This is a genomic window from Anaerococcus sp. mt242, from assembly GCF_016798225.1.
In the GTDB taxonomy this organism is placed as follows: Bacteria; Bacillota; Clostridia; order Tissierellales; family Peptoniphilaceae; genus Anaerococcus.
In genome coordinates, this window is the sequence record NZ_JAEUYX010000002.1 from 45,822 (window position 1) to 65,801 (window position 19,980).

The 19,980-nt window shown below is 29.8% G+C and carries 24 protein-coding genes; 23 read left to right on the top strand and 1 reads right to left on the bottom strand.

Going from position 1 to position 19,980, the window contains the following annotated elements:
- The first annotated feature begins 9 nt into the window (after positions 1 to 9).
- The 10 genes from aspS (at position 10) to JNO63_RS01430 (ending at position 8,892) form a co-directional block, all read left to right on the top strand.
- Positions 10 to 1,782, top strand: coding sequence for an aspartate--tRNA ligase (gene aspS / locus JNO63_RS01385; protein ID WP_203126498.1), 1,773 nt, complete (start codon positions 10 to 12; stop codon positions 1,780 to 1,782).
- Positions 1,766 to 2,182 (top strand): SoxR reducing system RseC family protein, encoded by a 417-nt coding sequence (locus tag JNO63_RS01390; RefSeq protein WP_203126499.1) that lies wholly within the window; start codon positions 1,766 to 1,768, stop codon positions 2,180 to 2,182. The genes aspS and JNO63_RS01390 overlap by 17 nt, the downstream gene beginning before the upstream one ends.
- On the top strand, positions 2,182 to 3,417 hold the full coding sequence (gene glyA / locus JNO63_RS01395) for a serine hydroxymethyltransferase (RefSeq protein ID WP_203126500.1): 1,236 nt from the start codon (positions 2,182 to 2,184) through the stop codon (positions 3,415 to 3,417). Before JNO63_RS01390 ends, glyA begins: the two co-directional genes overlap by 1 nt.
- A 2-nt stretch (positions 3,418 to 3,419) precedes the next feature.
- Positions 3,420 to 4,739 (top strand): ribosome biogenesis GTPase Der, encoded by a 1,320-nt coding sequence (der, locus tag JNO63_RS01400; protein WP_203126501.1) that lies wholly within the window; start codon positions 3,420 to 3,422, stop codon positions 4,737 to 4,739.
- Positions 4,736 to 5,311 (top strand): glycerol-3-phosphate 1-O-acyltransferase PlsY, encoded by a 576-nt coding sequence (gene plsY, locus JNO63_RS01405; RefSeq protein ID WP_203126502.1) that lies wholly within the window; start codon positions 4,736 to 4,738, stop codon positions 5,309 to 5,311. The genes der and plsY overlap by 4 nt, the downstream gene beginning before the upstream one ends.
- Before the next feature lie 2 nt (positions 5,312 to 5,313).
- Complete coding sequence (locus JNO63_RS01410) at positions 5,314 to 6,300, top strand: NAD(P)H-dependent glycerol-3-phosphate dehydrogenase (protein WP_203126503.1); 987 nt, start codon at positions 5,314 to 5,316, stop codon at positions 6,298 to 6,300.
- Positions 6,301 to 6,371: 71 nt separating this feature from the next.
- Positions 6,372 to 6,983, top strand: coding sequence for a cell division protein SepF (locus JNO63_RS01415; protein WP_203126504.1), 612 nt, complete (start codon positions 6,372 to 6,374; stop codon positions 6,981 to 6,983).
- Positions 6,984 to 7,004: 21 nt separating this feature from the next.
- A complete protein-coding gene (locus tag JNO63_RS01420; protein ID WP_203126505.1) occupies positions 7,005 to 7,772 on the top strand; it encodes a YlmH family RNA-binding protein in 768 nt (255 codons plus the stop codon).
- Positions 7,769 to 8,218 (top strand): signal peptidase II, encoded by a 450-nt coding sequence (gene lspA, locus JNO63_RS01425; RefSeq protein WP_238390453.1) that lies wholly within the window; start codon positions 7,769 to 7,771, stop codon positions 8,216 to 8,218. The genes JNO63_RS01420 and lspA overlap by 4 nt, the downstream gene beginning before the upstream one ends.
- Positions 8,215 to 8,892 carry a uracil-DNA glycosylase gene (locus JNO63_RS01430; RefSeq protein WP_203126506.1) on the top strand — a complete coding sequence of 226 codons (678 nt, stop codon included), beginning with the start codon at positions 8,215 to 8,217 and terminating at the stop codon, positions 8,890 to 8,892. Before lspA ends, JNO63_RS01430 begins: the two co-directional genes overlap by 4 nt.
- On the opposite strand, the gene JNO63_RS01435 is transcribed toward JNO63_RS01430, so the two are convergent.
- Positions 8,887 to 9,792, bottom strand: coding sequence for a ribonuclease H-like domain-containing protein (locus JNO63_RS01435; RefSeq protein WP_203126508.1), 906 nt, complete (start codon positions 9,790 to 9,792; stop codon positions 8,887 to 8,889). The two genes, JNO63_RS01430 and JNO63_RS01435, sit on opposite strands and share 6 nt — an antisense overlap.
- 98 nt (positions 9,793 to 9,890) lie before the next feature.
- Here JNO63_RS01435 and JNO63_RS01440 point away from each other — a divergent pair, with 98 nt between their 5' ends.
- From JNO63_RS01440 to alaS, 13 genes are all read left to right on the top strand, one after another.
- Positions 9,891 to 11,009 (top strand): cysteine desulfurase family protein, encoded by a 1,119-nt coding sequence (locus JNO63_RS01440; protein ID WP_203126510.1) that lies wholly within the window; start codon positions 9,891 to 9,893, stop codon positions 11,007 to 11,009.
- Positions 11,009 to 12,169: a tRNA uracil 4-sulfurtransferase ThiI gene (gene thiI / locus JNO63_RS01445; protein WP_203126511.1), complete on the top strand. Its 1,161-nt coding sequence runs from the start codon at positions 11,009 to 11,011 to the stop codon at positions 12,167 to 12,169. The genes JNO63_RS01440 and thiI overlap by 1 nt, the downstream gene beginning before the upstream one ends.
- Positions 12,170 to 12,277: 108 nt before the next feature.
- The gene (gene rplU / locus JNO63_RS01450; protein ID WP_203126512.1) at positions 12,278 to 12,592 is read left to right on the top strand and encodes a 50S ribosomal protein L21; all 315 of its coding nucleotides are present in this window, start codon (positions 12,278 to 12,280) and stop codon (positions 12,590 to 12,592) included.
- Entirely contained in the window at positions 12,592 to 12,903 is a 312-nt protein-coding gene (locus tag JNO63_RS01455; RefSeq protein WP_203126513.1) for a ribosomal-processing cysteine protease Prp, read from the top strand. Before rplU ends, JNO63_RS01455 begins: the two co-directional genes overlap by 1 nt.
- A gap of 11 nt (positions 12,904 to 12,914) precedes the next feature.
- A complete protein-coding gene (gene rpmA, locus JNO63_RS01460) occupies positions 12,915 to 13,208 on the top strand; it encodes a 50S ribosomal protein L27 (protein WP_044566230.1) in 294 nt (97 codons plus the stop codon).
- Between the two features lie 54 nt (positions 13,209 to 13,262).
- Positions 13,263 to 14,543, top strand: coding sequence for a GTPase ObgE (gene obgE, locus JNO63_RS01465; protein ID WP_203126514.1), 1,281 nt, complete (start codon positions 13,263 to 13,265; stop codon positions 14,541 to 14,543).
- Between the two features lie 8 nt (positions 14,544 to 14,551).
- Complete coding sequence (yhbY, locus tag JNO63_RS01470) at positions 14,552 to 14,836, top strand: ribosome assembly RNA-binding protein YhbY (RefSeq protein WP_203126515.1); 285 nt, start codon at positions 14,552 to 14,554, stop codon at positions 14,834 to 14,836.
- A 9-nt stretch (positions 14,837 to 14,845) separates the two neighbouring features.
- A complete protein-coding gene (gene nadD / locus JNO63_RS01475) occupies positions 14,846 to 15,442 on the top strand; it encodes a nicotinate (nicotinamide) nucleotide adenylyltransferase (RefSeq protein WP_203126516.1) in 597 nt (198 codons plus the stop codon).
- Complete coding sequence (gene yqeK / locus JNO63_RS01480) at positions 15,435 to 15,989, top strand: bis(5'-nucleosyl)-tetraphosphatase (symmetrical) YqeK (protein WP_203126518.1); 555 nt, start codon at positions 15,435 to 15,437, stop codon at positions 15,987 to 15,989. The genes nadD and yqeK overlap by 8 nt, the downstream gene beginning before the upstream one ends.
- Positions 15,982 to 16,290, top strand: a complete 309-nt coding sequence (rsfS, locus tag JNO63_RS01485; RefSeq protein ID WP_203126522.1) for a ribosome silencing factor — start codon at positions 15,982 to 15,984, stop codon at positions 16,288 to 16,290. The genes yqeK and rsfS overlap by 8 nt, the downstream gene beginning before the upstream one ends.
- A gap of 30 nt (positions 16,291 to 16,320) precedes the next feature.
- Positions 16,321 to 16,944, top strand: coding sequence for a helix-hairpin-helix domain-containing protein (locus JNO63_RS01490; RefSeq protein WP_203126524.1), 624 nt, complete (start codon positions 16,321 to 16,323; stop codon positions 16,942 to 16,944).
- 8 nt (positions 16,945 to 16,952) lie between these two features.
- A complete protein-coding gene (locus JNO63_RS01495) occupies positions 16,953 to 17,363 on the top strand; it encodes an RrF2 family transcriptional regulator (RefSeq protein ID WP_203126526.1) in 411 nt (136 codons plus the stop codon).
- Positions 17,360 to 19,975 carry an alanine--tRNA ligase gene (gene alaS, locus JNO63_RS01500; RefSeq protein ID WP_203126528.1) on the top strand — a complete coding sequence of 872 codons (2,616 nt, stop codon included), beginning with the start codon at positions 17,360 to 17,362 and terminating at the stop codon, positions 19,973 to 19,975. The genes JNO63_RS01495 and alaS overlap by 4 nt, the downstream gene beginning before the upstream one ends.
- Positions 19,976 to 19,980 lie beyond the last annotated feature (5 nt).

Below are 19,980 nucleotides of genomic sequence, written 5' to 3' on the forward strand. Positions count from 1 at the left end.
GGAGAGTATATGGAATTTAAAAGAAGCCATATGTGTGGCGAATTAAGAAGTGAAAATATAGGTGAAGAAGTAGTCCTAATGGGCTGGGTAGCAAAAAAAAGAAACTTAGGTTCTTTGGTTTTCTTTGATTTAAGAGATAAAACAGGTATTACTCAAATCGTAGTGCGTGAAGAAGATAAAGAAAATCATGACCTTGCTAGCCATCTAGGTCAAGAATATGTTGTTGAAATAAAAGGTTCAGTTAGGGAGAGAGAATCTAAAAATCCTGATATGGCAACTGGAGATATTGAGATTGTTGCTGAAAAAATTAATATTCTTGATAAGGCTAACACACCACCAATATACATAAAAGATGATGATGATGTAGCTGAAAATCTTAAATTAAAATATAGATATCTTGATATGAGAAAGGCTTCTGTACAAAAAAATCTAAAACTTAGATCAGATATTGTACGTACTATTCGTGAGTACATGTATAACAATGACTTTACAGAAGTAGAAACACCATTTTTAACAAAACCTACTCCTGAAGGAGCAAGAGATTATCTTGTGCCATCAAGAATAAACCAAGGTGAATTTTATGCTCTACCTCAATCACCACAACTTTTAAAACAAATCCTAATGATAGGTTCCTTAGATAGGTACTTCCAAGTTGTAAAATGTTTTAGAGATGAGGACTTAAGAGCTAACCGTCAACCAGAATTTACTCAATTAGATATGGAATTATCTTTCGCTAACCAAGATGATGTAATAGCAGTAAATGAAGGACTTATAAAAGAATTATTTGATAAATATACAGACTATGATTTAACCTTACCAATTCCAAGAATGGATTATAGTGAAGCTATGGAATCATATGGTTCTGATAAACCAGACTTAAGATTTGGTTATAAAATTAAAAATATTTCTGAAATTTGGAAAGATAGTGAATTTAAAGTATTTGCAAACAATACTTCTGAAGGTAAATCAGTAAGAGCAATTAACTTTAAAAATCTAGCAGATAAATATTCTAGAAAACAATTAGATAAATTAACAGACTTTGTTAAACACTACGGCCTAGGTGGGCTTTCTTATATCAAATATGGGGAAGAAGTAAACTCCTCAATTAGCAAATTCTTAACAGATGATATTTTAAATAATATGATTGAAAAATTAGAAATTGAGAATAACGACTTAATTTTAATTGCAGCCGATAAAGATAAAAAAGTTCTTGAAGGACTTGGAGCATTAAGAAATAAAGTTGCAAAAGATAATGATCTATATGAAAAAGAATATGCATTGACTTGGGTTGTAAATTTCCCAATGTTTGAATATAACGAAGAAGAAGACAGATACGTTTCTCAACACCATCCATTTACCATGCCAAATGAAGATGACATTCACTTATTAAAGACTCATCCAGAACAAGTAAGGACTCAAGCTTACGATATTGTTATTAATGGTGATGAAATGGGAGGTGGATCTGTAAGGATCAATAATTCAGAATTACAAAAAGATATTTTTGAAGCTTTAAATCTGACTGAAGAAGATATTAAAAATAAATTTGGATTCTTTATTGAAGCTCTTTCATATGGTACACCACCACATGCTGGACTTGCTTATGGTCTTGATAGATTATTAATGTTATTTGCAAAAACTGATAACATTAAAGATGTAATAGCCTTCCCAAAAACTCAATCAGCAACTTGTCCACTTACTGAAGCACCAACTATCGTTGATACAAAGGCTTTGGATGAGCTAGGAATCAACTTAAGGAGTGATATTAATGACAACAATGATTAAAGAAGGAACTGTTCTAGAAAATAAAAATGGACATTTAACTGTTAGCGTAGCTAGAAATGAGGCCTGTGGAGCCTGTGCAGCCAAGGGTTCTTGCGGCCAAAAGGAAGATACCCTCATAGAATTATTCTCTTCTGATGACATAAAAGTAGGAGATAAAGTTATACTTGAAACACGTTCATCTGATATTACAAAATACTCTATGTATGTATATGTACTTCCAGTTGTGATGATAGTTATAGGTGCTATATTACCAAATTTATTTCTAAAGAATACTGGATATGACATAAATCTGCTTACTCTTTTATCAATAATAATATTTTTTGCTATATCATTTATTATTATAAAAGGAATAGATAAAAACCTTGCGAATAATAGTGTAATGAAAGTTAGGAGAATCTAATGGATTATTCTTTAATAAAAGAATTTGACAAAGATCTTTACGAAGCCTTAGATAAGGAAGTAAAAAGACAAGAGGATAATATCGAATTAATAGCTTCTGAGAATTATGTTAAACCTTACATCTTAGAAGCTGCAGGAAGTATTTTGACAAATAAATATGCTGAAGGTTATCCAGAAAAAAGATATTATGGTGGATGCGAAAATATAGATGTTATTGAGCAAATTGCTATTGAACGAGCAAAGGAATTATTCCACTGTGATCATGCAAATGTACAACAACATTCGGGGTCTAATGCAAACTTTGCTGCATATTCAGCTCTTTTAAAGCCTGGGGATAAAGTCTTAGCGATGAATCTTACAGAAGGTGGGCACTTAACTCATGGTTCAAAAGTAAATTTTTCTGGAAAACTTTATGATTTTTATCCATATGGTGTAGATATAGAAACTGGTAGGATTGATTATGATGATGTACTAGCAAAAGCACGTGAAATTCAACCCAAATTAATAGTTTGTGGTGCAAGTGCATATCCTCGTGAAATTGATTTTAAAAAGTTTAGAGAAATTGCTGATGAAGTCGGAGCAATTTTAATGGCGGATGTTGCGCATATTGCAGGACTAATTGTAGCGGGTGAACACCCAGACCCATTCCCATATTGTGATGTAGTCACATCTACAACACATAAGACTTTAAGAGGTCCTAGGTCAGGTATAATTCTTTGTAAAGAAGAATATGCCAAAGCTATAGACAAGGCAGTTTTCCCTGGTTCACAAGGTGGCCCACTAGAACATATAATTTTAGCAAAAGCATTAGGATTTAAGCAAAACTTAGATTCATCATGGAAAGACTATGCTAAAAATATAAAAGCAAATGCAAAAGCTATGGAAGAAGCATTAAGGGATCATGGCTTTAAAATGATTTCTGATGGTACAGATAATCATTTAATATTAATAGATCTTACTAATAAAAATATAACTGGTTCCGAAGCTCAAGATCTGCTTGATCAAGTAAATATAACAACAAATAAGAACACTATTCCTAATGAACAATTATCTCCAAATGTAACAAGTGGCCTAAGAATTGGTACTGCTGCTATAACATCTAGAGGTATGGGTGTTGATGAATCAAAAAAAATCATAGAGCTTATTTCAAGAACTATTGATAGAAATGAAGATATCGAGCAAATTAAAAGGGAAGTTTTAGAGCTAACAAGCAAATTTCCTGTATATGGTAATTAATTATGGCAATGCCAATAGTAACTTTAGTCGGTAGGACTAATGTAGGAAAATCAACATTATTTAATAGACTTGTAGGAAAGAAAAAATCTATAACTGAAGATATAAGTGGCGTGACTCGAGATAGAATAGTCGATAAGGTAGAATGGCAGGGAGATGAATTTCTTCTTGTAGATACGGGTGGACTTGATATTTCAAATAAAGAAATGATGAATCAAGAAATAAAATCACAAGTAGAAAAAGCCTTACTAGAAACCAATTTAATTCTTTTTGTAGTAGATGGTAAAGAGGGTTTAAGCCCTTATGATGCTGAAATAGCAGATGTAATCCGTAGATATCATAAAAAAGTAATAATTGTTGCAAACAAAATTGATAGTCACAAAACCCCAGACCACATATACGATTTTTACTCTATGGGTTTTGATGATCTTGCAATAATCTCAGCAGAACAGAGCAAGGGACTTGGAGATTTGCTCGATAAAGTGGTCGAAAACATAGATTTTGAAGCTTTTGATCAAATTGAAGATGAAACAAGAATTGCAATAATAGGTAAACCTAATGCTGGAAAGTCATCATTAGTAAATCTACTTTTAGAAGATGAAAGAATGATTGTAACTGATGTAGCTGGGACTACTCGTGATGCTGTAGATTCATACTGGACTTATAATGATAAAAATTATGTGCTTATAGATACTGCCGGTCTTCGTAGAAAATCTAAAGTAAAAGAAAATATAGAATATTATGCCAACCAACGTACATTTGATGCAGTAGATAGTGCAGAAATAGTTCTATTTTTAATAGATGCAACAGTAGGAGTTACTGAGCAAGATACAAAAATTGCCGGATATGCTCATAATCAAAGAAAAGCTATAATCATAGCTGTTAATAAGTGGGATATAGTCGAAAAAGAAACAAATACTATGAAAGATATGGAAGCAGATATAAGAAATAAATTAGGTTTTGCTTTATACGCACCAATAGTATTTATATCAGTGCTTAAAAATCAAAGAATTGATACTCTTTTAGATATGATAGAAGTTGTAGATAATAATTATCATACTAGAATATCTACAGGTGTCTTAAATAATATTTTGCAAGATGCAATTATGTTAAACCAACCACCCCAAGATAAGGGTAAGAGACTTAAAATATACTATATGTCTCAAGTTGGAATGGCACCTCCTAAATTTATGCTATCTATAAATGACAGAGAAATAATGCACTTTTCATATATGAGATATTTAGAAAATCAAATTAGAAAGAATTATAATCTTATAGGGGTTCCTTTTAGTTTTGTATTAAAAGAAAGAGGATCAGATAAATGATTTTTATCATTGCCTTAATTTCTTATATTATAGGTTCAATACCTAGTGCATATTTGATTGGTAAATATTTTTTTAATACGGATATCAGAGCCCTTGGCTCTGGTAATGTTGGTAGTACCAATGCTTTAAGAAATTTTGGAAGAAAGGCTGGAATTGCAACACTAATTTGTGATGCTTTTAAAGGATTTATAGCACTTTTTATAGCAGATAAAATAGGTGTAGAACATTCACTAGCTATTAGCTTAGTATTTGTTGTGCTTGGACATATGTATAGTGTTTTTCTTCACTTTAAAAGTGGTAAAGGTGTAGCAACCTCCTTTGGTGCCTTTATTTATTTAGATATTAAATTTGTTCTAATTTTAGTTGGAATTTTTATTTTAGTTGTGTTAGTAAGTAGAATGGTATCATTAGGATCTATTTTAGGAGCCTTAAGTGCAATAATTATAGGATATTTCTATTTTGGATTAACAGATATATTTTTTGCTATCCTTATAATTGCAACACTTATTATCTATAAACATAGATCTAACATTCAAAGAATAATAAATAACAAGGAGTCTAAAATATTTTAACTATGGAAATCTCAATTTTAGGTTCAGGATCATGGTCAACAGCTATAGCATATCTCTTATCAGAGAATCACGATGTTTTGTTGTATGCCAGAAATCCTGAAGATGCAAAATATATAAATGATAATCATAAAAATAGAAAATATTTAAAAGACTTTGATTTGCCTACTAATATCAAAGCTACCAGCAATATTAAGGACTTATTTAAAAATAGGTTTATAATTAATGGAATTCCTACTCAAAGCATTCGATCAGTTATTAAACAATTTAAGCCATATTTTGATGAAGATAATATATTTGTAAATCTGTCAAAAGGTTTAGAGTTAGAAACTCACAACAGAATTTCACAAATTGTTAAGCAAGAACTAGGTGAGGATACCCATTATGTTATCTTAAGCGGACCTTCTCATGCTGAAGAAGTTATAAGAAAAATGCCTACTGCAGTAGTAAGTGCCTGTGAAGATATAAATCTTGCAAAAGAAATTCAACTTATCTTTACAAACGATTGGTTTAGAGTATATAGTTCAACAGATGTAATTGGTGTAGAGCTAGGTGGAGCTATAAAAAATACTTTAGCCTTTGGGATAGGAATGCTAGATGGTCTTGGATATGGGGATAATACAAAAGCGGCTGTTATAACTCGAGGCATAAATGAAATGAATAGATTATTAATTGAGTTTGATGCTAATCCAAATACATTAAATGGATTAGCTGGAGTAGGCGATTTAATAGTTACATCTACGAGTCTAAATTCTAGAAATTATAGGACAGGATTATTGATTGGACAAGGCTTAAGTATGCAAGATGCTATTAGTGAAATAAATATGGTTGTAGAGGGGATTCCAACTACAAGAGCTTTGAATCAACTAGCTAAAAATCACAAATTAGATTTACCTATAACTTCTGAAATCTATAAGATTTTATATGAAAATAAAAACCCAAATGATTCTGTTGCTTCACTTATGGGTAGAAGTTTAAAAAGTGAATTTTAATATTAATTAATTTTTATTTTTTTTATTTTTAAGTTATAATAGAATCAAATACAAATAGTAAAGGGAATATTATGTTTGACAAATTTAAAGACTTCATTGGTATAGACGACAACTATGATGATTACGATGACGAACAACTTTATTATGATAATAATGAAGAAGATAGTAAAACTACTACAAGGACTGCTTATACAAATTTATTAGAAGATGAAACTACAGAAAAAAATGGATCTGTTACTTATGAAAGTGGCTATAACAACTCAAGCTCATCATTTGGATATGATTCTAAAGATTATAATAATGATTCATTTTCTACAAGCACCTCATCAAATAATTACCAAAGATCATCAAAAAGAGGAGATAATATAGTTAGCATGACAGAAAATAATTTTACAAATAAATCATCTATGAGAATATCAATTCAAGAACCTCTTGATTATGAAACAGATGCACCAAGTGTAATAAATGATATACTTGATAAAAAAGTTGTTGTTTTAAACCTTGAAATGGTTGATGCTGATATGAGACAAAGAATTTTTGATTTTGTTTCAGGTGCAGTTTACGCTCTAGATGGAACAGTTGAAAGAGTTACAAAAGGTATTTTTGTAATCAGTCCAAAAGGTGTAGAAGTAGATAGCACTGTAACAGAACAAATTTCAGATGGAAACTATAACCAATTATAGGGTGAAATCTAATTATTTCATATGAGTTTGGAATACAACTTAGATTTTATAAATGATAAAAGTAAAAAATCATCCATTAAAAAAGCTATATCCATATTAGAAAGATCATATTATAAAAATATTGAAGAATATAGCTTTTTTTTGGACCCTTTTGAACAAGAAGTTATAGAATCTATTGCAAATAAAAACAAAATAGATATAAAATTTGTAGGCGGTAATGATTTGGCAGAGCGCAAAATATTTATCGCCAATTTCTTTTATGAACCAATTGATGAGTCAAATTATATTAATGTTTTAAAATTTAACCATGATGGTCTAAGCCACCCTGATGTACTAGGTTCATTAATGAGCTTTAACTTAGAGAGAGAATCTATAGGTGATATAGTCATTGATGAAAATGCTTGTGAATTTGCTATATTAAAAGATGAAGCTAATTTTGTAAAATACAATTTGACTAAGATAAAAAATCAAAGCATAAATGTAGAAGTCAAGAACAATAACGAATTAGAAATAAAACTTGATGATTACATTAACTACAATGGTTTCGTATCATCATTAAGACTGGATAATATAATATCTGAGTTTACGAATACTTCAAGATCAAAGGCGAAAGATTTAATAAAAGCAAAACTTGTAAAAGTTAACTACGAAATCATAGATGATCCTAGTAAGTTAATCAAAGAAAATTCTATGATATCTGTAAGAAGAGAAGGCAGATTCATATTTGATGAGATAACTGGTTCTAGTAAAAAAGGAAACTCGCATATTACATATAGGAAATTAAAATGATAACATATATAATTTTTATCGTAATAGGATTAATCCTAGATAGAATAACCAAGACTTATGCAATAAACAATTTAATAGAAAAACCTTATAATGGCACATTACTCAATTTTACATATCTTGAAAATAGAGGTGCGGCATTTGGGATACTCCAAGATAGTAGGTTATTTTTTATAATATTAACATTAGCTATAGTGGCTGTTTTAGTATATTATTTTATAAAGAATTATAAGAAAAATCCTATAATTTTAAATATAGCCCTAGCAATGATTATATCAGGAGCTATCGGTAATTTTTATGATAGATTATTCCAAGGTTATGTTGTAGATTTTATAGAATTTGCTTTCATAAAATTTCCAGTTTTTAATGTGGCAGACATATTTGTTACGATTGGAAGTCTACTGATGATTATCTATCTATTATTCTTAGAAGAAAGTGAAAAAATATGAGTGTAAATATTGGAAATGATTGGGATATAATTTTGGCAGACCAATGGGATAAAATATATTATCAAAATCTTAGAAAAAAACTCATTGAAGAATATAAAAATTACACTATTTATCCTGATATGTATGATATTTTTAATGCTTTAAAATCCGTTTCTTATGAAGATGTAAAAGTAGTTATATTAGGTCAAGATCCATACCATGGTCCAGGGCAGGCACATGGTTATGCTTTCTCTGTAAAAAAAGGAGTTAAAACACCACCATCATTGGTTAATATTTATAAGGAAATGCATGAAGATATAAATACTTATATACCGAATAATGGAAATTTAGAGAAATGGGCTAATCAGGGAGTCTTGTTATTAAATACATCGCTAACAGTAAGAGCCCATGAAGCAAATTCTCACCAAAAAATCGGATGGGAAATTCTTACTGATAATATAATAAAAAAATTAAATGATAGACAAAAGCCAATAGTTTTTATTCTTTGGGGTAGAAATGCTCAATCAAAGGAAAAGTTAATTACTAATACAAATCATTTAATTATAAAGTCTACCCATCCATCTCCACTTTCTGCTAATAGGGGGTTTTTTGGTTCTAAGCCATTTTCGAAAACAAATAATTTTTTAAAATTTATAGGACAAGAGCCTATTGATTGGCAAATTGAGAATCTATAAATGATTCTCAATTATTTTTTTGCTTAGATTTAAAATATTTTTATAGTTATAAAGGTAATTTTCTTTTATAATTAGTAGATTGGGGTCAACGGTCATTTGACTTTGGTTTTCTAGATTAAAAGTATTTAAAGCTACATAACCTGTGTTTTTACTATCAAATCTCCCAAATAAAATCTGTATATTAATTTCTACATCTTTTTCCTTTGTTCTTAACTCATAGTTAACAGAAGAAAAATACGATTCGGATAGAACTTCTGATGATTCTAATTTTATCTGGCAAATATCGTTATTAATCCAAACTGATTTAAGGCTAAGATTACCTAAATTTAGATTTATAGAAAGTTCCGTATGAAAATAATCACCAATATTTGATAGTCTTTCCGTAGATATTAAGTCATTTTCATTATGAATCATAATTGGCTTAGGTCTTTCTCTTTTCTTAATATCTTCAGTCAATTTACTAATCACTTTGTATCTGCTAGGATCATTTCTAAAAATCCCAATGTGTTTTTCTATATCCATTAGTTTCATAGATTCAAAAGTAAAGTATTTTCTATGATAAGCTATAATTTTATATATATCTATAGTATCAGGAAATATTGGATTAAGATTATACTTATCAAGCCTCATATTTAAAAAGGGTATATCGAATTTATCCCCATTATATGTTATGATTTTTTTATCCTTGGTTACTTTCAAATAAATTTCCAGTAGTCTTATCTCTTCAGAATTATCTTCTGCAAAGTATTGCATAATATAGGATTTATCACCCTCAAAAATTATAAGTCCTAGTAAAACAAGATTATCATGAATGGCATCTAAGCCTGTAGTTTCAATATCTAATATTATTTCATCAGTATTTAAATTTTCTGGGAAGTATCTTTTTTTATAAGTTATCATGGTACTATTATACTTGATTTGCCATCTTTAGTTTATCTAATATAATATTATAATTAGGGAAACCTTATATTAATTATTAGCAAAGTTAAGAGGTTTATATGATATATTTAGACAATGCAGCAACTACAAAAATTTATAAAAAAGCACAAGATGCACGTACTTATGCAGAGGATGAAGTTTTCGCAAACTCTTCATCACTCCATAGTTTTGGGCTAAAATCTAGCAATCTTTTAAGAGAATCAAGAGAAATTGTAGCTAGTATAATTAGATCAAATCCAGATGAAATTTATTTCACCAAAGGAGCTACAGAAGCAAATAATATTGCAATATCATCAATGAGTGGAGAAAACAACATTGCAATCACATCATCAATTGAACACTCCTCAGTATATGATAGTTTTAATAATTATCCTTATAAAGATGTTATTTACTTAAAAAATGATAGATATGGATTTGTGGACCTAGATGATTTAAAAGAAAAATTAAGTAAAGATGTTAAGCTAGTATCTATAATTTATGCTAACAATGAAATAGGAACTATTCAGGACATTAGAAAAATTAGTGATATTGTAAAATCTTTTGATAAAAATATCTTAATTCATCTAGATGCTACGCAAGCATTGGGAAAAATTTCTTGTGATGTAGGAGAACTAAAAGTTGATTTAATGAGTTTTTCAGCACACAAATTCCACGGACCAAAGGGAGTTGGAGGACTTTATGTTAGAAAAGAAATTTTATCAAAGATAAAAGCAGTCTTACATGGAGGACACCAACAAGTTGTATCAAGCGGAACTGATAATCATCCTGCAATCTATGCAATGGCAACTGCATTAAAAGAGCAAATAGATGCTGATGAGTTTAACTATGTCAATGTTTTAAATCAATACATGAGAACATTAATCGATAACAATATAAGTGATTATATATTTAATACTCCTAGTGAAAGTTATTCTCCTTATATATTAAGTATTGGATTTGCAAATATAAAATCAGAAGTACTACTTCATATGCTTGAGGATAATGATATATACGTATCAAGCGGATCAGCTTGTTCAAAGGGAAATAATAATAGGATTTTAGAAGCTTTAGATGTGGATGATAAATATAGTGATGGAGTTATTAGATTTTCTTTTGCTGGGGAAAATACAAAAGAAGAACTAGAGGAAACTGTCAAAGTTTTAAAAGAATCAATTGATGAAATAAGAAGGGTTATGTAATGGAATCACTTTTAGCAATTAGCTTTGGAGAACTTTTTTTAAAGGGAGCCAATAGAAAATATTTTTTTGATAATGCACGCAAACATATTCTAGCAAATATTAAAAATATAGGCTATGAAGACACCTATGTAGAAAGTGCTAAGCTTTATATCAAAGCTGAAGAAAGTAAGTTTGACGCTTTGGTAAAAGAAATAGAAAAAGTTTTTGGTATTGCTTATATAGATGAAGTTTATAAAGTAAATAAAAATATTGATGAGATTTTTCAAGCAGCAAAATATATCATAAATAAAGATTATAAAGATAAAAATTATACTTTTAAAGTTGAAACTACAAGAGTTGATAAATCTTTTGAATATGATTCACCTAAACTTAATGCACATCTAGGAGATTTGCTTTTAGACGAATTTAAAAATTTATCAGTTGATATTCATAATCCAGATTTTAAAGTATATGTAGATATAAAAAATAATGCTTATGTCTATACAAATAGACACAAGGGTCTAGGAGGATTACCTATAGGAAGTAGTGGTGAAGGTTTACTATTACTTTCTGGAGGTATAGATTCACCTGTGGCAGGATTTATGATGGCAAAACGTGGAATGATGGTTAATGCCGTTCATTTTCACTCTTATCCTTTTACATCTAAACAAGCTCACCAAAAAGCTGAAGACTTGGCTAGACTAATGTCGCAATACACTGGTCCTCTTAAAGTTTTTTCAATCAATCTAGCAAATATTTATAAGAAAATAGCAACAAATTGTGATAGACGCGAAACAACTATTTTATCTAGAAGATTTATGATGAGAATATCAAATAAACTTGCAGATAAATATGGATTTAAGGCATTTATCACTGGAGAATCACTTGGTCAAGTAGCATCACAAACACTTGAATCTATTTCTGTTATTGAAGATTCAGCGAATTATCCAATCTTACGACCATTAATTGGCCTTGATAAACAGGATATAATCAATACTGCTATTGATATTGGAACTTATGATAAGTCTATAGAGCCTTTTGATGATTGTTGTTCAATATTTGCTCCAGATAAGCCAGTTACAAAACCAAAACTTAAATATATCGAAAGATCTGAAGAAAATCTTGAGATAGAAAGACTAGTAGATGAGGCATTAGAGACAATAGAGATTATAGAAATTTAAATTTTTATTTGACAAATAGCTACTAAAATAGTATTATTTTATGGTAAACCGCTCAGTATGGGTACTGATCACCTAATCTGGCGAGAATTTAAGAATAAGGAGGAGCCCATGTACGCAATTATCAAAACAGGTGGCAAACAATACAAAGTATCAGAAGGGGACTTAGTAAGAGTTGAAAAACTACCTTACGAAGTAGGCGAAACTGTTGAATTTGATGAAGTACTATTAGTTGCTAACGATAGCGATGTAAAAGTTGGAGCACCAACTGTAGAAAACGCAAAAGTATCTGCAACAATAGAAGATCAAAACAAAGACAAAAAGATTGTTGTTTTCAAATACAAACCTAAAAAAATGTATAGAAAAAAACAAGGTCACAGACAACCTTATACTTTAGTTAAAATTGATAGCATCTCTGCTAATTAATGATTAAAGTATATCTAGTTTATAAGGAAGACACATTTAAAGGATTTGAAATTACTGGTCATGCTGATTATGATGAGCATGGCAAGGATATAGTATGCGCTGCAGTATCTATGCTTGCATACACAACTGTAAATTCTCTTGATAGTTATGATTATAAAGTAGAATTTAGTGATGATGAAGAAACTATGAAACTACTAGTAGAAAATCCATCTCACGATTCAGAAGTAATTTTAAATACTTTTAGTACAGGTATTATGACATTAACACAAAGTTATAGTGACTTTGTAGAAGCTTATACAACAATTATATAAGGAGATATGAAATGATATTAAATATTAATTTACAAAGATTTTCAAGTAAAAAAGGGGTATCTTCTTCTAAAAACGGTAGAGATTCAGAAAGCAAAAGACTAGGAACAAAAAGAGCTGATGGTCAATTTGTAAATGCTGGAACAATCATCGTTAGACAAAGAGGAACAAAAATTCACCCAGGTAACAATGTTAAAAAAGGTGGAGATGATACTCTATATGCATCATGCGAAGGAATTGTAAAATTTGAAAGAAAAGGACGTGACAGAAAACAAGTTTCTGTTTATCCAAAACAAGATATTGCTTAAAAAATTTAAGTCTGCCTTTTCGGCAGACTTTTTTTCATATGAAAGGAAATTTGTATGATAGATCTTGCAAAAATAAGTCTAAAAGCTGGAGATGGCGGTAATGGAGCTGTAGCTTGGAGACGTGAAAAATACGAACCGACAGGTGGCCCGGCTGGTGGTGATGGTGGAGATGGAGGTAGCATAATAATAAAAGCTACCAGAAATCTATCCACACTTGATGATTTTAAGTACAAAACTAAATATAAGGCTGAAAATGGAGAACCAGGTGGAAAATCTAAAAAGTTTGGTAAAAAGGGTGAAAATCTGATTTTAAAGGTTCCAGTTGGTACCATCCTAAGAGAAGCTGAGACTAACACCATCATTAAAGATTTTAAAATAGATAATGAAGAATTTATAATTGCAAAAGGTGGTAAAGGTGGTAGGGGCAATGTTCATTTTAAAAACTCTATCCGTCAAGCACCTAGATTTGCAGAAAATGGTAAAAAAGGTCAAGAAATTGATCTTATTATGGAACTCAAGGTTCTAGCGGATGTTGGACTAGTAGGTTTACCAAATGTAGGAAAATCCACATTAATTTCTGTAATTACATCTGCAAAGCCTAAGATAGCAAATTATCATTTTACAACTATTGACCCAAATCTTGGAGTTGTAAACATCGATAATGAGCGTTCATTTATAGTAGCTGATATTCCAGGTTTGATTGAGGGGGCTAATGAAGGCCAAGGTTTAGGTCATGATTTTTTAAAGCACATTGAAAGATGTAGAGTGTTAGTTCATCTTGTAGATATATCAGGCATAGAAGGACGTGATCCTATTGCTGACTTTAAACTTATAAACGAAGAGTTAAAACTATATAACGATAAACTTTCTGAAAAGCCTATGATAGTAGCCTTAAATAAATCTGATTTAGATTTTAATGACAATGCTTCTAAATTTATTGAAGAATTTAAAGATGATTACAAAATTTTTAAAATTTCAGCAGCTACAACAAATGGTATCAAAAATTTATTAGATGCAACATATGATTTATTATTAGAATCCGAAGAAAGCCAATATGATTTAATCGAAAATGTAAATGAAAGCTTTCTTGAAGAATTTTACAATAAAGAAATTGAATTTGATCTTCAATTTGCAAAAGATAATGAAATATTTGTTGTATTTGGTAAAAGAATTGATAATCTATTGGAGAGGGTAAATCTAGAAGACTACGATTCTAGAATGTACTTTGAAAGCAAGCTTCGTGAGATGGAAGTTTTTGATAAATTAAAAGAAATGGGAATTGAAGAAGGAGATAGTGTCGCAGTAGGTGACATTGTCTTTGAATACTACGAATAGGAGAAAAAATGCTTACAGGAAAAGAACGTGCAATGTTAAAATCTGAAAGTCATGATTACAAACCAGTTATAAATATAGGAAAATTTTCATTAACTGAAGATGTAATCAAAGCAACAGATGAAGCATTACAAGCACGCGAATTAATAAAAATTAAAATTTTAAACAATAATATGGATGATCCAAATGAAATTTTAAACGAATTGCTAGAAAAATTAAATGCAGAATTTGTAAATCATGTGGGTAATATATTTACTATATACAGAAAAAATAAAGATAACAAATTTGGACTTTAAAGGAATAAAATGAAAATAGGACTATACGGCGGAACTTTTGACCCTATTCATGTTGGCCATCTAATTGTTATGGAAAATACTTTAAATTTTATGGATTTAGATAAAATAATTGTGCTTCCTAGCTCCAATCCACCACATAAGCAAAATAAAAAAAAGACTGATACCAAGATTAGAATTGAAATGGTAGAAGCTGCTATAAGAGATAATGACAAATTAGTTTTGTCTACTTTTGAAGCAAATGATAATAGTGTAATCTATACTCATCAAACTTTGGATTATTTTAAGAATAAATATCCAGAACATGAATTTTACTATATCATGGGTGAAGATTCTTTTATGACTATTGATTCATGGAGAAATTACGAAAAAATTTTAAATGACAATCTCGTAGTTTTTGCTAGAACTAGTATAGAAGAGGATAGCGATTTAGTAAAAAAAGTTGACCTAATAAAAAAAGATAATTCAAAGATATTTTTATTAGATAACTTAAATATCAATATATCTTCTACATTAATTCGTGAATTGGTAAAAGAAAATAAAAGTATCAAATACCTTGTTACTGAGCCTGTTAAAGAAATAATAGAGGAGTATCACTTATATGTTTAATCTAGATCTTTGGCAAGAGAAATTAATTAATGATATTGGAGAAAAAAGATTTAAACATTGTGTAAGAGTAATGGAGACTGCTTTAAAGCTAAACAAAAGTTTAAATGATGAAAAAGTCAAAACAGCAGCTATTTTGCATGACTGTGCCAAGTATAACGAAGAAAAATATTTGAAATTGTATGGGGTTAATATAGATTCCTACCAATTACAGTTTAAGGCGGTTTTGCATTCTTTTTTAGGGGCAGAAGTTGCAAAGAAAGAGTATAATATTAATGATAGTGATGTTTTGGATGCAATAAGATTTCATACTACAGGAAAAGCTGATATGACTGATTTAGAAAAAATAATATATCTGGCTGATGCTATAGAACCAAAGAGAGATTATCCAGATGTAGATCATTTAAGAAAACTAGTAAAAGATAGCTTAGATGATGCGTTAATCTTTTCATTAAATCATAATTTAAATTATATTATTAAAAAAAATGATTTAATTCATCCACTCACAATTGAAGCAAGGAATTTCTTAATTAAGGAGAAAAATGAATAAATTAGATATTATATTAAAAGTTTTAGATGATAGAAAAGCTGAAGATGTAAATGTATTAGAACTAAAGGATTCATCAATTGCTGATACCTTTGTAATAGCTACTGGTACATCTGTTATTCAAACCAAAGCTTTGGCAGACTATATAGAAGAAAAGCTTGAAGAAAATGGATATTCTCTTCTATCTAAGGAAGGTCTTAGAGAAGGGGAATGGATTTTAATGGATGCAGATGATATCATAATTCACATTTTCACACAAAGACAGAGAGAATTTTACGGTATAGATGATTTATGGGAAGAGTAATTTTCTCATAAATCTTTTGGTATCATAATAATGGAAAGTAAAAATAAAGATAAAATTATAGTTGGTTTAATTATTGCCCTAGCTGTAGTTTTGGGAAATAATTTTATGAAGGAAAAATCTCCTGATTTACTTGATAATAAAGTATCTTTACTAGAAAGTGAAGAGAATTTTAATATTGAAGAAGCTGATGAAGATAAAGCCAAACAAACTAATGACATAAAAGTACATATAAGTGGCCAAATAAATAGAGAAGGCGTCTATGAAGTAAATGATGGTGATAGGCTTGAGGATTTGATAAAACAAGCTGGTGGTCTAAGTCCAGATGCAGATAGTAAATCTTTAAATTTGGCAATGAAGCTAGAAGATCAGATGAAAATATACATACCTAATAAAAATGAAATTGTAGAACAAGATACTACAAATACTGATCAATTAGTTTCAAAACCTGATTCCATTAGTACAGATGGAAAAATAAATATTAATACAGCTAGTAAAGAAGAGCTAATGAATCTACCTAATATAGGAGATAAGAGAGCTCAAGCTATAATAGATTATAGGGATACCAAAAAATTTGAAACAATTGAAGAGATAAAAAATGTTACTGGCATTGGCGAAAAATTTTACCAAGCCATGCAAGATTTAATAACAGTATAGGTGGTTAAATGAAATTATCGACTAGAAGTAGGTATGGATTAAGGGCAATTTGTTACCTAGCTGAAAACGAAGATAAGGGATACATTCCAGTATCTGAAATTTCAGAAGAACTAAGCCTTTCGGAAAATTATTTAGAGCAATTAATTAGAATACTTAAAAATGAGAAATTAGTAGAATCTATTAGAGGTCCAAAAGGTGGTTATAGGCTTACAAGAAATCCTGATCAAATAACAGTTGGAGATGTTATAAGAGTTTTGGAAGGTAACTGGAATGTAACTGGTTGCTATAAAGATGGTCATTGTGATGATAATTGCAATGCTTATTTTGCTTTCTATAAAATAGATGAAGCGATAAACGATACAATTGATTCCATTACTTTAGATGTAATTTTAAATAACAGACTTGAGGTAAATAAATGAAAAATTTAGGAATGAATGATCTAAGAAAATCTTATATAGATTTTTTTGGAAATGAAAAGGGACATACAATATTAAAATCTTTTCCCTTAATCCCACAAGATGATGAATCATTACTTTTAATTAACGCAGGGATGGCACCATTAAAACAATACTTTACTGGTGAAAAAAAGATAAAAAACAATAGAGCAACATCATCTCAAAGATGTGTAAGAACAGGTGATATCGAAAGAGTGGGTAAAACTGAGCGTCATGGAACCTATTTTGAAATGCTTGGTAACTTTTCATTTGGGGATTACTTTAAAAGAGAAGCAATTACATGGGCTTATGAATTTTTGACAGGAAAACTAGAAATTGCTCAAGAAGATTTATGGGTAACTGTTTACTATGAAGATGAAGAAGCTTACAATATTTGGAAAGATGAAGTAGGAATTAATCCTGATAGAATACTAAAACAAGATAAAGATGAAAATTTCTGGGAACTTGAAGTAGGTCCATGTGGTCCATGTTCTGAAATTTATGTTGACAGGGGAGCTGATAGGGCTATTGATGAAAATGATAATGCACCTGGAAATGATGATTCAGATAGATTTATGGAAATTTGGAACTTAGTATTTACTCAATATAACAAAGATGCTGATGGAAATTATACTCCACTAGCTCATCCAAATATAGATACTGGTATGGGTCTAGAAAGAATCGCAATGATTCTACAAGGCAAAGATAATATTTTTGAAATAGACGTTAACCAAGATATCATCTCTGAAATTGAAAAAATTTCTGAAGCAAAATACAAAAGTGATAAAAAATCTGATGTTTCTATAAGAGTAATTGCTGACCATGCAAAAGCAATGACATTCCTAGTTTCTGATGGAGTTTTACCATCAAATGAAAAACGTGGATATGTTTTAAGAAGACTTATAAGACGTGCTTATAGACATGGTAAACTTTTAGGTATAGATGGAGAATTCTTATCTAAGATTGTAGCTGAAGTAATTGAAGCTTATAAGGTTGAATATGAAGATCTTGTTGCTAACAAAGAAAATATTATAAAAGTTATTGTAGAAGAAGAAGAAAGATTTCAACACACTATTGATTCAGGACTAGAAAGATTAAATTCATTGATAAATGATATGAAATCATCAGGTCAAACAGTTCTTGATGGTAGTGAGGCATTTAAGCTTTATGATACTTATGGCTTTCCACTTGATCTTACCAAAGAAATCTTAAGTGAAGAAGACTTTGATTTGGATGAAGATAAGTTTAATCAAGAGATGGAAAACCAAAGAGAATTAGCTCGTAATGCTCGTAAATCGGATTCTGGTTGGTCGCTAGATAATATCGTAACTGATGGAATTAATCCAACAGAATTTATTGGATATGAAATCTTAAAGACAGATGCAACAATTACAAATATTTTTGATGAAAGTGAAAATATATCATCGCTAAGCCAAGGTGAAAGTGGTATAGTAGTTTCTGATAAGACTTCATTTTATGCACAAGGTGGTGGCCAAGTAGCAGACACTGGATTCATATATAATGAAAATACTAAGGCTAAAGTTACAGATGTTCAAAAGAAAAATGATGTATACTTCCATAGTGTAGAAGTTATAGAAGGAACAATTGAGTGTAAGCAAAATTATACTTTTGAAGTTTATAAAGAACGCAGATACGATATAACTAGAAATCACTCAGCAACTCATTTACTTGACCAAGCGTTGCGTGATGTTTTAGGTGATGATATAAGTCAAGCAGGTTCTTTAGTAGATGAAAATAAACTTAGATTTGATTTTACTTATAATGAATCTTTAACTAATGATCAAAAGCAAAGAATTGAAGATATTATAAATGAAAAAATCAGAGAGCAATTACCAGTAGATAAACGAATAGTTAGCTTTAATGAATCTCAAGAAATGGGAGCGATAGGACTATTTGAAGATAAATACAAAGAAAATGTAAGAGTAGTATCCATTGGAGATTATTCAAAAGAATTATGTGGTGGATGCCATGTAAATAATTCTTCAGAAGTTTTAATCTTTAAAATAGTTTCAGAATCATCTGTTTCAGCAGGCGTTCGACGAATAGAAGCAATTACTGGTAAAAAAGTTTATGAACTTATGCAAGCTCAAAAACAAGAATTAGATAATGTTGCTGATATTTTAAATGCAAATCCAAATGTAATCATCCAAAAAATTAATTCTTTAAAAGAAGAAATAGAAAATCAAAAAGACGAAATTAAACGATTAAAATGTTCTTCTAATAAAGATGTTTACAAAGATTTAGAAAAATCCATTGAAAATAAAGACAATGTAAATATAGTAATTCATAAATTTGATAATGCGACAATGGATGAGTTACGTGATTACGAAAATAGATTAAAAAATAATTATGAAAATCTGTTGTTAGTATTTGCAAGCGTGATAGATGACAAAATCATATTTACAGTAACCGTTGATGATAACTTAACTGATAGATATGATGCAGGTAAAATTGTAAGAGAAATTAGTCAATTAGCAGGTGGTAATGGCGGAGGCAAGAAAAATTTTGCTCAAGCTGGAGGAAAAGATATTTCTAAAGTTGATGATGCTTTAAGTAGAGCTCATGAAATCATTTAAAGGAG